The organism is Wujia sp. (assembly GCF_056872695.1).
On sequence record NZ_DBMFCD010000006.1, the window covers coordinates 141347 to 156677 of the forward strand.

The window sequence follows — 15331 nt, forward strand, 5'->3', positions numbered from 1 at the left end:
TAACCCCTCCTTATTTACCAATATCCTTATTTCTCTTTACAATCAGATCTAATATCTTTTTATATTCCTTGCCATATATATATATTAATTCTTTTATTACTTTCTCCATGGAATCAAACCACAAGTTTAATTCCTCTACATTTTGGGGCGTTCTTGGAAGAATACCTACTCTGCCATCTTCATCTACCTTTAATATTTCCTGTGCTCCATCAATTGAATACAAATCTATTACTACTTTATCATCACATACCATTTTATATATCCCTGACAGTTCTTTGATGTCCTCATCCACTCCCCTCTCTTTTACTTTAATTTCTTCTAGTTTATCCTGCAGATTTTTCTTTTCTTCCTCCAATTTTTTTGTATTCTCTTCATATATGCTCTCCTGCTCATCTACGTCTCGTTCTAGTTTCTTTATTTCGTCGGGCAACTCTTCTATCCTTTTAACTGTTTCTTTATATCTCTTTTCCAGTTTTCCTTTTTCCGCTTCTTTTTTCTTTTTTTCTTCTGTTGCTTCCTGTAAGTTATTCTCAACCATCTCATAGTCCTGTTTTGCTTTTTTTAGCTCACTATCAGCAGTGATAAATTCCTCATTCCGTTTATTAAAGTCACTTTCATACTTTTGTTTTTGTTTCCGTAACGCATCCAAATCTACTTTTTCGAGTTCCTCTATCTTTGCCTTATTTTCTGATATTTTTTCACTTACGTCTTTATATGCTTTCTCTTTTTCGACAAGAGCACCTCTTGTTTCCTGAAGTGTTTTTTCTTGCTCTTCCATTTTCTTTAATTTTATGCCAAGATCTTTCAGCTCTTTATCTGCATTATTCAGTTTCTCTGAAAGTTCATTTATTTTTTTCTGCACAAATGCAGGCACTTGTGCCAGTCCTTTTCTTATACTAACATCATACATACACTTTTCAGCATTACGCATTCTTAAAAGCTTTGCTGGTAAAGTATTTGGAGCATCCACTTCCATCTCCTGCAAAGAGCGTTCTGGATCATCGTCATATTGGAATACATCTTCATTAATATTATTGTGTAATTCCACCAAATTATCAATTGAGATTGGATAATCATCCTGTACTTTCTCCTCTAAAGTTCTTATGTATTTTTTTGTAATCTCAAACATTGGCAACCTCCTTTTTACTTGACGGTTCGCAAAGACCCTAATATTGAATCTATATTTCCTAATCTAATTGGTTTCGGTTGAGTATTTTCAGGCAGGTCTACATATTCACCATTCTCATTCTGTTTTTGAACTCTAACATGCACAGTTATCACTAACGATTTATCCAGGGATATCCCAAATTTGAATACATCTGCCTTAGTAATACTATCTAAACTCTCCAAATACTCTCCATCGAGTTCCCCATGTTCCACATGAATATCCATCCTTGCATCCTCGATTGTCGTATCCGCTCTGTTTATAACAATATCCCGTAATCTTCCACTAAAATTTTCACTACGCCAATAAACCTTGTCTGGAGCAATCACATCTCCTTTATGTACTGCATAGTAAACCTTATCAAGTTTGCCATTTCGCATACTTGCAAACCCTATATGATATGGTGCAACCCGCTTGATATCTATGACTCCCTCAGCAACTAATGCTGCTCCATACGATATAGCTTTTTCACAATCACTGACATTGCTCATCATATCTTTAAATCTTGGATCATCCATCCCACCATAAGAAAAGCTCTTACATATCTGTTTTTGAGTTAAGTAAAAATTACAAAAACCTCCAACCATTGCAATTTTTAAATTTTCATTTTCTATTTTTTTAGCATCTATATACCCTTTCATATCATCCAGTTTTTCTTTTAATACCGGATTAATCACAACATCATATGCCTTCTTTAAATCCCCATATGTGATATTATAATTTTCTCCTGATACATATATATCACAAAATGTTTCCTCCAGAAGTTCTTTCATTCCTCCATCAAACACATAAGAAAATACCAACTCATCAGTCATTTTATTATTGTCAAAAAATGAATCAGTTCCTTCAATTAACGCTCCCTCAATATCATTAATGCAATCGTAATAATCTTTATCTTGGTTATTCATTTCAATTCCATTTCTTTTACAAACCAATTCCAAAATTTTTTCGATAAATGCCAGACCTGCACTTCCTAAGTTGTTGCTTCCATCTGATATTCCCGCACCTGATCGCCTTACTAAAGTTATTTCACAACGTTCTCCATTATATTTCACATCGCAGAGTGACAAATCCAATGTACCTCCACCATAATCTACTAACAGAATCTTTCCATTATAATGTTCTTTCCTGTTCTTGTAATAATTATCTGTAAAATACGCACAAGCAAGTTCCGGCTCACTTATTACCTCTACCATCTTTGCTCTACTGTTTTCTTTTACAATATCCTCTATAAACACTCGACTATCATTTGCCTTATTACTATCAAACCATACGGCAGGAACACCTACTACCACTTTATCAAATTCCACAGGGATTCTTTCACAAGCACGTGCTTGATCAAACAAAAATCTTATATAAATCTCTGTAACCTTTTCTGGAGTAATAACTTCATCATATCCACGATCATGGCGTTTTTGCTTGCTTTTCTCTGTAAGCATCATTTTAAATCCTCTATACACTACAGATCCAGCTTCTTTCATTTTTCCTAACGCGTTTCTACCACACACTAAATTACCACTTGAATCCTTTACAACCAATGAACTTATGCTTTCCTTTAAATTTGCTGCTTTAAGTCTTAATGCATCTATACTATAATCATCTGCCGCATCAGATCTTTTGTTTACTCTTGATATTACAGAATATGTAGTTCCAAAATCCAATCCTATGTTCATACTGCTTACCTCTCTAATCGTTTATTGTTTAATTTTTAACTAAACATCCAAACTTAGAACCTGTTTCATGTTATTTATTCGTTTTTCCCTTAGTGCCTCATACTCTTCATACATTGATTCTTTTCCTTTAGGTTCATATTTAGTTACTCCTCCTCCATTGAACTTACTAATAATTTCTTCCCATACGATTCTGGCTCCTTCTTCACTGTAACCATATAAATTTAAAACAAATTCAATATCTCCAGTCTGATATTCGGTTTTTCCATTTCGAAGTCTTACCTTGTTTACATTTCTACATGACAACACCTCCAGAACTGCATCTTGTCCTGCCCCATTGTCAAATTCACCAATATAATTTTTTCTATAATCTCCGTCTACAAATTTACTTCCTGTCTCCGTCCAGCCTTCTGACTCCATTATATTAGTAAGCGTTTCAGCAATACTTATCAAAGCATTAAAATCCTCCGCTCTGCGAAGGGCATAATCCAAACAAGCTTGAAAATCCTCAAGCAACTTATTTAATAAATCATACGATCTTTGCAGACCCTCAATATCCATCTGTTTTTCATAATTAACCTCATCTGCTGTAATTACATTGTAATTTTCTATCAGTATTTTATGAACGCCATCTGACCAATACTTTACATTTTCCTCCTCTGGTACACTCCCATCATTTGATGCCATCTCCTCATATGGAATATCCGCATATTGGTTTATTTGTTCTTCTACACTTCTAATTTTATTGCATAGACTTTTGAATTGCTCATTCTTAATCTCTAGCTCTGCATAATACCTTGTAGCATCAACAATTTTCTTCTGCGCAAGCGCTATAGCAGCTTCATACGACTCCCCTTTTATATCTTCCTGAATGAACCGAATACTTTCTCCTATCTCATTTACCTCATTGGGCAAGAGTAATTCCCCGTATAATTTTTTCATTTTATCAAAGCAATCTTTAAGGCTGATTTTATATACCAGAGCTTTTTCTTCGTTTGTTTTTAATTTCTTTTGAATTTCGGCAAATCGATCATTTATTTCCTTCGTAACCTTTTCGACTTTCCTGTTCACATTATCAACATCCCACTTAACTTGTGACAATTCAGCCTTAATCGCATCAATTTTTTGTTTATTTTCGACATTCATGCGTCCGATATTTAATCTTATTTCAGTGTCTAAACTGGACAGTTCGTCTTCAAGAGTGCCTTTTACCCCCTCTAATTTAATATCCATCTCCTTATTTTGTTTTGTTATTATTTCATCCAAGGATGCATCAACCTGTCTGGCTTTTTCCTCTTTCAGCTTAAGTTCATCTAAAAAACTCCTCTTAGCATCTTTTAAATTTTTTTCTTTCTTCTCGAAGTTTTTATATACAGAATTATTTACATACATAACGTACCTCCGAATCTCCATTTCACCTAAAAATCTACTTATTAGCAAAAACAAAGAAAACTTATTACTAAATCAACGAATCTGTCATGGTCTTGTCTACAAAATCATCTGCTGAATTGATTCTTTCGCAATTCTTAATATCCCTCTCCGTATAAACTGTACCTATTCCACAATCACATAACTCATTACGAAGTGCCTCTTCCTTCATCTCCTTCTGAACCGAATCGTCATCATCGATATACCATGACACGGAAGGACTTTCACCACCTGATGAAATAACCACCGCAACTTCATTACCTGCACCATCATCCCCTTTCATTGTAATAGGATCTCTTTCATCATTATTTTCTACCGTCGTTATATCCCAACCTGCAGCATTTAATGCCGATACCATCGACTCTGCAGTGCTTGCTGCTGCAACAGCACCCATCATAAGTTCTCGTGATTCACTGTCACAAAGTGAAAGTTTTCTTTTAATTACATCTAAATTCTGTTTAATTATTTGTAACTCCTCTATAGAACAAGTTCTACCAAGTTTTTCCTCTTGCTGACAATATTCTTTCTCGATATCATTAAAACTCAATCCATCACAAAGTCGTTCCGACCAGCGGCGAATATTGTATTCATACTCCTCTGTTTCTCCATCAACCACAATTGATAACACTGCTTCATCAGATGTCAATTTCATCATGTTTTTCTTTACATCTGAACATTCCTTATATATTTCCTCTAACATAATATTCGCACGCTCATTAATTGCAATTAATTCAGTTAATAGCTTACTTGCTTCCAATATACCTGTTTGAGCTACTGCAATACCTGCCAGATAAGTTCCAGAACTTATATTGTTATTTAAATTGTTATATATATTGACCAAGCCGTTATACTCCATTGGTTTATGTATCTCTGGATATAAATGTGAAATCTGATCTAATATGTCTTTCAAATGAGTTGCATAACAATTCGCCTTATCAGCTTCACTATTTTGAGCATCTACAATACTTTTAAATGTCTCATTAAAAGCAGTTGCTACTTCATTAATTTTTACATTTATTATTGATATATCTGCTCCAGTCTTTTTAATATCGCTCCGAATATCAGAAACTTGATTTTCAAAATTATTTTTTGCATTAATTACAGCCATATCCCCTGCTGTTTTTACGCTATTCATGGATTTATTAAACGAATCCATCAACGAGGATAACGCATGATCCAGCCTTTTTTCATTGTTGTTACATATATTGGCATAATCATTTTTCTTATTGTTAATATATCTATCTATCTCCTCTATTTTTGATTTTGTCTTTATTACAAATGCCTCGTCTTTCTTAACTTCTTCTTGACGTTTTCTCCATGCATCATCATTAACATAAGTCTCGTTATAACTCATTTTTCTACCTCCAACTTTCTCAAATTTTTTTATTTATACTGTTTAACATCTAAAATAATATGCTATGATATCCCATTAATGTCTTCCGCAATTATCTTTGTTAGTTCTTCTTTCCCTACTTCTTTTTTTGATAATCTTAAAGCTTGCCGGCTTATTGATGCCTCCATCAGATTTCTAACATATCTACCATTTCCAAAATGTTCTTCATGACTAGCAGTTTCTAGTTTGCTTCTCAGTGCATCAATTGCCTCTTCATCTAATTCATATTTTTGCGCACTATACATTTCCTGCGCAATCTGCATCAACTCATCTACTGTATAATCAGGGAACTCGATAATATTGGAAATCTTAGCTTTTAATCCATCGTTTTTATCTAAGAAATCATCCATCTCTTTACCATATCCAGCTAAAATTACCACAAGTCTATCCCAATTTTCATACATCATCTTAAATAGCTCACTTATTGCTTCTATTCCAAAATCATTTTCTCCTCCTGCTAATAATGAATATGCTTCATCAATAAATAAAACTCCATCTAATGCAGATTCAATTACTTTTCGTGTTTTAAGAGCTGTTTGTCCTACATACCCTGCCACTAGATCAGAGCGGTCTACTTCTACCAACTTATTTGTTTTAAGAATATTCATATTATATAAAATATCTGCAACTATCCTTGCCATAGTTGTCTTTCCTGTACCCGGATTTCCCTTGAAAATCATATGTCTCGTCATAGTGTTATTAATACCAGTATCCTTCTGTACCTCTAACATATCTTTCCACTCACGAATTATATTTTTTACACTGTCCAATCCAATTAATTCAGAAAAAGCATCCTCAAGATTGAAATTCTTATTTGACTTTATAACTCCATTAGCATAATTTTCATTACAACTCATTTTTTCTACCTCCAAATTTCTCATCTAAATTTCTCAAATTTATACTGTTTAACCTTTACAGTAAAAAATGCTATAATATCCCATTAATGTCTTCTGCAATTATCTTTGTTAGTTCTTCTTTCCCTACTTCTTTTTTTGATAGTCTTAAAGCTTGCTGGCTTACTGATTTCTCATATATATTCCTAACTGTTCTTCCATTTCCAAAATGTTCTTCATGACTAGCAGCTTCTAGTTTGCTTCTCAATGCATCTGTTGCCTCTTCATCTAATTCATATTGTAGAGCACCATACATTTCCTGAGCAATCTGCATCAACTCATCTACTGTATAATCAGGAAACTCAATAATATTGGAAATCCTAGATTTTAATCCAGCATTACTATCTAAGACATTATTCATCTCGTCACCATATCCAGCTAAAATCACCACGAGTCTATCCCGGTTTTCATCCATCATCTTAACAAGCTCATCTATTACTTCTTTACCAAAATCATTTTCCCCTCCTCTTGATAACGAATATGCTTCATCAATAAATAAAACTCCATCTAATGCTTCCTCAATTTTCTTTCGCGTTTGAGGTGCACTTTCCCCTACATATTTTCCCACTAAATCAGCTCGTGTTACTTCTACCAACTTATTTGTTTTAAGAATATTCATATTATATAAAATATCTGCAACTATCCTTGCCATAGTTGTCTTTCCTGTACCTGGATTTCCTGTAAACATCATATGCATGGTTTTAGTTTCATCCACTGGGAGGCCATTTTCTTTTCGCTTCTTTTGTATCTCCTGCTCCGATTTCCATGCTCTGATAATTTCTTTAACAGTATCTAATCCTATTATCTTATTAAAAACCGCTTCAAGATCAAACTCCTTTCCTTTCATTTGGGTGTCAATATCTTCAGTCAATTGAGCGTCAATATCTTCAGCCAATATAATATTCCATTCAGATGGTGAATAATCTTTTTTTTGAGTTAATCGATATGCTTGATTATTTATTGATTCCTCCATCAGATTTCTAACATATCTTCCATTTCCAAAATTCCTTTCATGACTGGCAGCTTCTAGCTTGCTTCTCAGTACATCTTTTGCAGCTTCATCTAATTCATATCTTTGCGCACTATACATTCCCTGTGCAATCTGCATCAACTGATCTACTTCATAATCGGGAAACTGAATAATATTGGGAATCCTAGATTTTAATCCATCGTTTTTATCTAAGAAATCATCCATCTCTTTACTATATCCAGCTAAAATCACCACAAGTCTATCCCTGTTGTCATCCATCATCTTAACAAGCTCATTTATTGCTTCTATTCCAAAATCTTTTTCTCCTCCTGCTGATAACGAATATGCCTCATCAATAAATAAAACTCCATCTAATGCAGACTCTATTACTTCTCGTGTTTGGGTAGCTGTTTGTCCTACATATCCCGCCACTAGATCAGAGCGTTTTACTTCTACCAACTTATTTGTTTTAAGAATATTCATATTATATAAAATATCTGCAACTATCCTTGCCATTTTTGTCTTTCCTGTACCAGAATTTCCCTTGAACATCATATGTCTCGTCATAGTATTATTACTACCAATATCTTTTTTTTGCTCCTGTACCTTTAATCTAGCTTTCCATTTACGAATCAAGTTTTTTACATCGTCTAATCCAATTACTTCGGAAAAAGCCTCCTCTATGTCAAATATTTTATTAGACTTTATATTATCCTTAGCATATCTTAAGTTAACTCTCTCAAGACCATAACTACTAACATCACTGTGTGGTGTATAGTCCCATTCTTCATCATCAATCTTATCTTTATATTCCTCCACTATAGAATTCGCGTAATTTTTCAATATATCGAAAATTGTTCTAGTTCCAACATCAGAACTAACAAAAGTATCATCATTATCTTCCACAATAGGTTTCTTATTTTCAACATGTTCGAATATAGATCGTCCTAATAAATAAGACTGAGTCACATTTAGATTAGCAAAATACCTTTTTTGACTATCTGACTCTATATATTTTAATCGCAATATACAATTAGCTATATCACTACTATTTAATCCTGACACTTTTATCAATCTTTTTTTTAAAATATCTGAAATACTTGCCTTTTTCCCAGCTACATGGTTACCATAAATTGTTGCCATATCGCCGTCCATCGTCCTAACCGCTTCATCATTTGCCCAATTTACCAAAAATTGATCTTCATTATCAAGTTTGAAGATTACTACATTTTTCGTCCTAGCCGCATCATTTAGGTTTCTCGTTAACATACGCCCTCGCTTCTTATATTCTCCTCCAAAAAATCGAGATATTGGCATAACCAAAGCGGTTTTTATATATTCCGATGACAAGCACTCCCCCACATGAGAATTCCACTGTGTTTCTGTCCATATTACTTTTCTTTTACCAAACATTGGCTGCTTTGGCTGTTTCTCATCTGATTCAGGTTTTGTGGGTGTTCCCGCCCTCTTTAAATTATTTAATTTTAAAGCACTTAAACCATTATTACCGGCACTTTTTTTTATATTATCTATCAGCTCCGCTTTTTCCTCTTTTGACAATCTTCTATTTTCCTTCTCAAATTCCTTAACTTTTTCAAACGACATTTTCGAGAATTCATCATAAGAAAAGGCTGATACATCTTCATCAAGGAATACTATCCTCTCGTATCCTTCATTTATAAGAACCCTATACAAATACTCATCTGCTGTTATTAATTCCAATGTATTCATAATAATTTCTTCACTTGACTTGCATACAAAATATCTAATTCGCGATCCCCCTGAACCAATATCAAATAAATTTGCCATCTTAAACCTCCAGTTATCTTTATGTCATATATTGTATGAAGCATCTTGCCCATTTGGATTTTCCCTAAAAAGCAGATGTTTTTTGTAGTTCTACATTAAAAGGGATGAATGTATATATTAATGTTCACATTCATCCCTTCGTCCTATGGATTACTTTCTTGTAAAGTACCCACTACATCCATTCGAACTTTCGTAAGGATAATAGTATGCCTTATTTCTTGTACACCAGATTTTTCCACTGCTGTCTCCACCAGGTTCAGACCATCCGCAGTCTCCACAACAATACGCACAGCATGTTCCCTCACTTAATTTTACTGTTTTCTTTTCCTCCATAACGTTTTTCCCCTTTCTCTTGTACTTTATACATAAACAAAGATCTACAAAAATCTTTGTACATGTAACATATTCTCTAACATATTTTATCTATAACACTTACCCCACATTGATATATACTGTTACTTTTAATTAAATACATATAAAATGTTTTTCTCACAACTAATGGAAAAATAACATACTCAAGGCTATTCTCTTGTAATATTTTTCTTGCATAATGTATATCCGCATATGATAACTCATTTACATCTTCTGGATGACTATGTATGATCCCCGCAAACTCAATATCATCTTTTAACCATTGCGCTAATATTGTATTTATTTTTTCTACATTAGGGACATATTCATACTGATTTATGTCTGCATTACCATCATAGAAATATTTACATATTATTCCATTTTTTCTCCCTAACACTCCACCGGTTTCAGGAGGCTGAACTGCAATTGTATCCAATATTTGGTTATATACTTCTTTTGTCATCAAAATATTATTAATCATCATATCATATTTATTAATACTATATAATTTCACTATCTGCTTTTAAAACATTATTTATTGCCTATCAAATACTCACAAAATATATACAAATAATAAAGTCCATATGTCTCTGCTACTACACCAGCAAGCCTAATCATGTTACAAATAATTCCCCCAAATATAGTTATGATAATTTCAAATACAGTTTCTCTATCTTTATTTCTAACAAAATTAAACATTGATAGACTAACTATTATGCATGAAAAAATTATAACTCCCTTAGGAGCATCCACAAAAAATTCTATGCATGTTGATCCTACTACTATATTTTCAAATATAAAAAGTATCCATATTAATATGTCCCTCAAACGGACTTTTTGTATACGTTCAAACTTTAAATCCATCCAAGTTCCAACTAAATATTCTGCTCCAAGCCAATCTATTAATGGATTTCCTGATGATTTATTTTCTGCATATTCTTGTTTTTCTTCTATCTTTCGATTATCATTTCTTTTTTTACTGTAACATGTATAATTTGTATTAATTTGATTATTCTTTAAATGTTCAATTACAACTAACGCAGCGGCGGCGGCACTAAACTCATCATATCCCTCATAATATCCCATATCTCCCTCTTTTGGATTATATGAGTCTGTATACCATGATCCATCTGTAATTACTCCATTTTCGCATCTACCTATTCGTTGTCCTCTCAAATACATATATCCATCTGTATTTACTTTACCTATCAATGTATTATTTCGATATACATTTCCTTCCATATCAAAGCATCCAATTTCCTTTCTTATAAAGGCATTGCTCGAATCGTATACCTTATTTCCTTCATACGAACATAACTGTTTTCTATCATTATTAAAAATACTATACATATACTGTAATCACCTACTTTTAGCACTTTTTAAATCAGTACTTCTCATCTTCCTCTATCCCCATTACCTCTCTAAACTTCTTTCGCCTTCTGTCATTAATATCCTTTGCTTTCGTCCGGAATTGTTGATATTCTGTCGGTCTTCCCGCCTCTTCACTCTTATGAAGAAGCTCCTGTATCGCTTTTATCTCTTCCTCCGCGGACTCTTTATTTACAGAAGACTCTTCTTGATTACACTCTATTTCTAATTTACGGATACGTATTTCAAGCATACGTACATAATTGATTAACAGATCCGTCTTTTCGTTCAGACTTTGCGTGTCTACTTCCAGAATATCATTTGACTCTTTCATATTCCATATATTTACATCTTCCTCTGGATCAAAGTCACATGCAATCTCTGGTTCTGTTTTTCTTGGAATGATCATTGCTCGCAACAACATAAATAGCAGTAATGCATAGGTATGATCCGCTACAAGAGAATCACATCTGTCATACGGCTTCGTACATCCTACTCCGATCTGCCATACAGTTAACATTACAAACATAATAGTCACCCAGCGTAAAATATCCGCTCTGCTTGCCGAATACTTCGATGTACACTTTACTTGGGCTGCTGAAAAGACAATATTCACAGCAAGCATTCCCAATAAAATCATAAAGGAAGAGGAATGAAACTCCGACATACTAGAATCCACGTACTGCATATATAAGCTATGGAGTTTCAAAGTAAATCCATCTTCCCCCGCCATACCTAAAAGATTAAACACAATAGCCCAACAAAAGATTGCTATGATCGCTATCCCTGTAAATACTAAAATATTATATTTTAAAGAACCTTCTTTTTTAGTAATGCACAGTCCAAATGCAGCAATTATTATCGAAAGAAAAATAAACAATATAAATAAATACTGTAATCTGTCTTCAGGCATTTGGAATCTATAGAAATCATTTGTATACTCCGGTTTTTGATACAATGTTAACACATAGATTAATACCATGCTGATAAAGCCTACTAACGCAAGATATCCTTGATAATTTATTTTATTTTCAAATAATGGAAATACAAAAACACCAAGAGCAATCACACTGCCTGCACAGCAAATGATTGCCATATCCGGATGACCTGTGGGAATTGCAATGGCTAACAACGCTGCTACAATTGGTAACAAAATGCCTGCGCCTATAATCGTGCAGATTCTATACGACGCTGATTTTTTTAACTTTTTTTCATGACTCTTTATGAATTTATCTGCCAACCACTCATATGGGATAAGCATAAGGATGATTCCAAGAACAATACAACCTATGTCTCTATTTATTACCCACTTGAGAAAGTCAGTCTCCACACGTTCCCCTGTAGATTCTAGAATCGGCAGATTACAAAACATCACATATTGACTTGCTATATATACCATCACAGCCAGAATTCCAATTACAATTGCCTTGATCTTATAAGTTCTCGTTGTTATTTGTTCCTTATTATCCATGCATTCTCTCCTTTGTCTTTATCACTCCAGAATCTTCCTCAACTCCCCGTAATACCTCCGGCTCACTGGAACATCTATGTTCCCGCACTTTATAGCTGTGCGGCTTAATTTCGATATATCTGACACGCGAACCATAAAGCTCTGATGCACGCGAACAAATCCATTATCGACCAATTGCTCCTCGATATCGGAAATTTTGGAATAAAATGTCATCTCGCCACATCCCAGATGCAAGACGATCTTCCGCCCTCTGCTCTCTACATATTCGATGGATGCAATCGGGATTGTCCTCATTTTCCGATTGACAATCGCCTCTAAATAATGCTCATTATCCCGTACTGGTTTCACATTATTTCCAACCATATCACACACGTTCTCCTAAAATAATTTTTCTTTTGTAAATTCACCTGCTAATTATCTTATAAATTTTTACTTTTCACATAATAGCACAAACAGATATACATTTTCGTGTTTATGCATAATTGGTATATAATCCGTCAAAATTGGCATTTGTGTTCCATTTTATTCCTCTTTTTTGCTCTGTTTATACACCTGATTGATCCCCGTTGAAGCAAAGCCTGACATAATTCCAACCGAAATCGCTGTAATGATATCTTCTGCCGGAAAATTCTTCATGATATACAAGGCAGGCACCGCAACAATCCCTCCCACGATACCAACAATCACCGGAATCGCCTTATCGCTGATCTTCTTGCTCGCCTTACACCCGATTCCAACCAGATAACAGATAATCACAATCGGCAGCACCGTTACATAACTTGAAATATCCATTCGTTCTCCACAAACCTTCTCTTATACTATATCTATGTCGTAACGATTCATATTGACAGCAAAACGACCCACAAATGATATATTTTCTTATGTAACTGCGGAAAATATATTTGACGCTCATTTCGGACAACTATATAATGAACTTGATTTTAGAAACACAATGAGCAACACCATAGAAATATAAATCTGCAATTTGCACATTTATAAAAAGGAGATTATAAAAATGATACAAATAGATTTGATTACCGGATTCTTAGGCTCCGGCAAAACAACCTTCATAAAAAAATACGCCACCTACCTGATACAGCAGGGAATGAATATCGGCATCCTCGAAAATGATTTTGGAGCAGTCAATGTCGATGCCATGCTGTTGCAGGATATCTTAGGCGATCACTGCACATTGGAAATGGTTGCAGGTGGCTGTGATGCCGACTGCCACCGCCGCCGGTTCAAGACAAAGCTGATTGCTATGGGCATGTGCGGCTATGATCGTGTCCTCGTAGAGCCATCCGGGATCTTCGATATGGATGAATTTTTCGATGCACTGCACGAATCCCCCCTCGACCGCTGGTATGAAATTGGAAATGTAATCACGATCGTAGATGCCGATCTGGAACAGACATTATCTGAGTCTTCCCGCTATCTGCTTGCGTCACAAGTGGCACAGGCAGGTGCCCTTTTATACAGTCATGTCCAGGAAGTAAGTGAAGTGAAACTTTCCTCTACCAAAAACTATGTAGACCAATCCTTTGAGATTCTCCACACTGAAAAGAAACCGGTTCCTTCTGTTACGATAGAAAAAAACTGGGATGATCTGACCGATGCAGATTATAAAGCGATCCTTTCATCTGGCTATCATTCCGCAGATTACACCAAACTATGGTTTGATGATAAGAAAACATACGACAGCTTATACTTTATGAATATGGATTTCACAGAAGATTTTCTGAAAGAATCCTGTACCAAAATCTTAAATGATCCTGCATGTGGAAAAGTATTCCGAATCAAAGGATTTCAGAAGCTCTCTGATGGTTCGTGGATTTCCCTCAACGTTACGCATCAAAAAACAGAAATTCAGCCAATCCCGAATGGTCAGGCAATCCTAATCGTCATTGGAGAAGGACTGAACCAGGCAGCCATTGAAAGGTATTGGGGAAAATCCAATATCTAATTCTGCGCACTTTTTGCGCACCTAGGCGATTTTTCAACCATTAAAAAACGGCGGAAACCCTTGATTCTACGTGGTTTCCGCCAAATAAAAAAGATGCCCAGAGCCGGAATCGAACCAGCGACACGAGGATTTTCAGTCCTCTGCTCTACCAACTGAGCTATCTGGGCATGTATCTTATGTAATTAGTAGCGGGGACAGGATTTGAACCTATGACCTTCGGGTTATGAGCCCGACGAGCTTCCAGACTGCTCCACCCCGCGATATTAAATTATTCCTAAATAGGAAAAAGTGGGCGGAGGTGGATTCGAACCACCGAAGCATAAAGCAGCAGATTTACAGTCTGTCCCCTTTGGCCACTCGGGAATCCGCCCAAATTTTTTAAACTGATAAGCCGATGATCGGACTCGAACCGATAACCTGCTGATTACAAATCAGCTGCTCTGCCAATTGAGCCACATCGGCATATACGATGCTATTCATCAATCAGTTTAAGTGGGACCTATAGGGCTCGAACCTATGACCCTCTGCTTGTAAGGCAGATGCTCTCCCAGCTGAGCTAAGATCCCTTATATTTAATTATGTAGCTATAGCTACAAGCGACCCGGATGGGGTTCGAACCCACGACCTCCGCCGTGACAGGGCGGCGCTCTAACCAGCTGAGCCACCGGGCCATCCACCATTGTTTTCACAGTGGAAAAAGGTAACATGTACCTTCAGAACTCCATACAAAGATCTTATATCTAACCTTTAACAATCCATCTTTCCGTTCTCAAAACCTCTAAGGATAAGCCCTCGACCTATTAGTACTTGTCAGCTGAACGTGTTGCCACGATTACACTCCAAGCCTATC

General features: G+C 35.2%; 13 protein-coding genes and 6 tRNA genes. 1 reads left to right on the forward strand and 18 read right to left on the reverse strand.

Annotated elements, in window-relative coordinates; all coding sequences use genetic code 11:
• Nucleotides 1-10: 10 nt before the first annotated feature.
• From ACZQK9_RS07720 to ACZQK9_RS07775, 12 genes are all read right to left on the reverse strand, one after another.
• Nucleotides 11-1129 carry a GumC domain-containing protein gene (locus ACZQK9_RS07720; RefSeq protein WP_249321639.1) on the reverse strand — a complete coding sequence of 373 codons (1119 nt, stop codon included), beginning with the start codon at nt 1127-1129 and terminating at the stop codon, nt 11-13.
• A 14-nt stretch (nt 1130-1143) separates the two neighbouring features.
• Nucleotides 1144-2838, reverse strand: a complete 1695-nt coding sequence (locus ACZQK9_RS07725; RefSeq protein ID WP_249321638.1) for an Hsp70 family protein — start codon at nt 2836-2838, stop codon at nt 1144-1146.
• Nucleotides 2839-2877: 39 nt separating this feature from the next.
• The gene (locus ACZQK9_RS07730) at nt 2878-4227 is read right to left on the reverse strand and encodes a coiled-coil domain-containing protein (RefSeq protein WP_249321636.1); all 1350 of its coding nucleotides are present in this window, start codon (nt 4225-4227) and stop codon (nt 2878-2880) included.
• A 67-nt stretch (nt 4228-4294) separates the two neighbouring features.
• Nucleotides 4295-5617, reverse strand: a complete 1323-nt coding sequence (locus ACZQK9_RS07735) for a hypothetical protein (RefSeq protein WP_249321635.1) — start codon at nt 5615-5617, stop codon at nt 4295-4297.
• A 62-nt stretch (nt 5618-5679) separates the two neighbouring features.
• Nucleotides 5680-6513 (reverse strand): AAA family ATPase, encoded by an 834-nt coding sequence (locus tag ACZQK9_RS07740; RefSeq protein ID WP_483270217.1) that lies wholly within the window; start codon nt 6511-6513, stop codon nt 5680-5682.
• Nucleotides 6514-6583: 70 nt separating this feature from the next.
• Nucleotides 6584-9328: an AAA family ATPase gene (locus tag ACZQK9_RS07745; RefSeq protein WP_483270218.1), complete on the reverse strand. Its 2745-nt coding sequence runs from the start codon at nt 9326-9328 to the stop codon at nt 6584-6586.
• Between the two features lie 150 nt (nt 9329-9478).
• Nucleotides 9479-9661: a hypothetical protein gene (locus ACZQK9_RS07750; protein ID WP_483270219.1), complete on the reverse strand. Its 183-nt coding sequence runs from the start codon at nt 9659-9661 to the stop codon at nt 9479-9481.
• 76 nt (nt 9662-9737) lie between these two features.
• Nucleotides 9738-10193: a Mov34/MPN/PAD-1 family protein gene (locus ACZQK9_RS07755; RefSeq protein WP_483270220.1), complete on the reverse strand. Its 456-nt coding sequence runs from the start codon at nt 10191-10193 to the stop codon at nt 9738-9740.
• A 17-nt stretch (nt 10194-10210) separates the two neighbouring features.
• Nucleotides 10211-10921, reverse strand: a complete 711-nt coding sequence (locus tag ACZQK9_RS07760) for a hypothetical protein (protein WP_483270221.1) — start codon at nt 10919-10921, stop codon at nt 10211-10213.
• A gap of 142 nt (nt 10922-11063) precedes the next feature.
• Entirely contained in the window at nt 11064-12518 is a 1455-nt protein-coding gene (locus ACZQK9_RS07765; RefSeq protein ID WP_483270222.1) for a hypothetical protein, read from the reverse strand.
• A gap of 21 nt (nt 12519-12539) precedes the next feature.
• Nucleotides 12540-12881: a LytR/AlgR family response regulator transcription factor gene (locus ACZQK9_RS07770; RefSeq protein WP_483270223.1), complete on the reverse strand. Its 342-nt coding sequence runs from the start codon at nt 12879-12881 to the stop codon at nt 12540-12542.
• Between the two features lie 159 nt (nt 12882-13040).
• Nucleotides 13041-13310, reverse strand: coding sequence for a phage holin family protein (locus ACZQK9_RS07775; RefSeq protein WP_216508007.1), 270 nt, complete (start codon nt 13308-13310; stop codon nt 13041-13043).
• Nucleotides 13311-13533: 223 nt separating this feature from the next.
• Between ACZQK9_RS07775 and ACZQK9_RS07780 the strand changes: the two genes are divergently transcribed.
• Entirely contained in the window at nt 13534-14481 is a 948-nt protein-coding gene (locus ACZQK9_RS07780; protein WP_483270224.1) for a GTP-binding protein, read from the forward strand.
• A gap of 94 nt (nt 14482-14575) precedes the next feature.
• Here the strand turns inward: ACZQK9_RS07780 and ACZQK9_RS07785 are convergent.
• The 6 genes from ACZQK9_RS07785 to ACZQK9_RS07810 all read right to left on the reverse strand — a co-directional run bounded on the left by ACZQK9_RS07785 (nt 14576) and on the right by ACZQK9_RS07810 (nt 15152).
• Nucleotides 14576-14648, reverse strand: a tRNA-Phe gene (locus ACZQK9_RS07785).
• A gap of 19 nt (nt 14649-14667) precedes the next feature.
• Nucleotides 14668-14741 (reverse strand) — tRNA-Met (locus ACZQK9_RS07790).
• Between the two features lie 29 nt (nt 14742-14770).
• Nucleotides 14771-14852: transfer RNA gene (locus tag ACZQK9_RS07795), tRNA-Tyr, on the reverse strand.
• An 18-nt stretch (nt 14853-14870) separates the two neighbouring features.
• Nucleotides 14871-14943, reverse strand: a tRNA-Thr gene (locus ACZQK9_RS07800).
• 31 nt (nt 14944-14974) lie between these two features.
• Nucleotides 14975-15047, reverse strand: a tRNA-Val gene (locus ACZQK9_RS07805).
• Nucleotides 15048-15078: 31 nt separating this feature from the next.
• A tRNA-Asp gene (locus tag ACZQK9_RS07810) sits at nt 15079-15152 on the reverse strand.
• Between the last annotated feature and the right edge of the window lie 179 nt (nt 15153-15331).

Bases quoted from the DNA above. Each gene is read 5' to 3' on its own strand.
- ACZQK9_RS07720 (WP_249321639.1), bottom strand. From the start codon at position 1,129: ATGTTTGAGATTACAAAAAAATACATAAGAACTTTAGAGGAGAAAGTA.
- ACZQK9_RS07725 (WP_249321638.1), bottom strand. From the start codon at position 2,838: ATGAACATAGGATTGGATTTTGGAACTACATATTCTGTAATATCAAGA.
- ACZQK9_RS07730 (WP_249321636.1), bottom strand. From the start codon at position 4,227: ATGTATGTAAATAATTCTGTATATAAAAACTTCGAGAAGAAAGAAAAA.
- ACZQK9_RS07735 (WP_249321635.1), bottom strand. From the start codon at position 5,617: ATGAGTTATAACGAGACTTATGTTAATGATGATGCATGGAGAAAACGT.
- ACZQK9_RS07740 (WP_483270217.1), bottom strand. From the start codon at position 6,513: ATGAGTTGTAATGAAAATTATGCTAATGGAGTTATAAAGTCAAATAAG.
- ACZQK9_RS07745 (WP_483270218.1), bottom strand. From the start codon at position 9,328: ATGGCAAATTTATTTGATATTGGTTCAGGGGGATCGCGAATTAGATAT.
- ACZQK9_RS07750 (WP_483270219.1), bottom strand. From the start codon at position 9,661: ATGGAGGAAAAGAAAACAGTAAAATTAAGTGAGGGAACATGCTGTGCG.
- ACZQK9_RS07760 (WP_483270221.1), bottom strand. From the start codon at position 10,921: ATGGAAGGAAATGTATATCGAAATAATACATTGATAGGTAAAGTAAAT.
- ACZQK9_RS07765 (WP_483270222.1), bottom strand. From the start codon at position 12,518: ATGGATAATAAGGAACAAATAACAACGAGAACTTATAAGATCAAGGCA.
- ACZQK9_RS07770 (WP_483270223.1), bottom strand. From the start codon at position 12,881: ATGGTTGGAAATAATGTGAAACCAGTACGGGATAATGAGCATTATTTA.
- ACZQK9_RS07775 (WP_216508007.1), bottom strand. From the start codon at position 13,310: ATGGATATTTCAAGTTATGTAACGGTGCTGCCGATTGTGATTATCTGT.
- ACZQK9_RS07780 (WP_483270224.1), top strand. From the start codon at position 13,534: ATGATACAAATAGATTTGATTACCGGATTCTTAGGCTCCGGCAAAACA.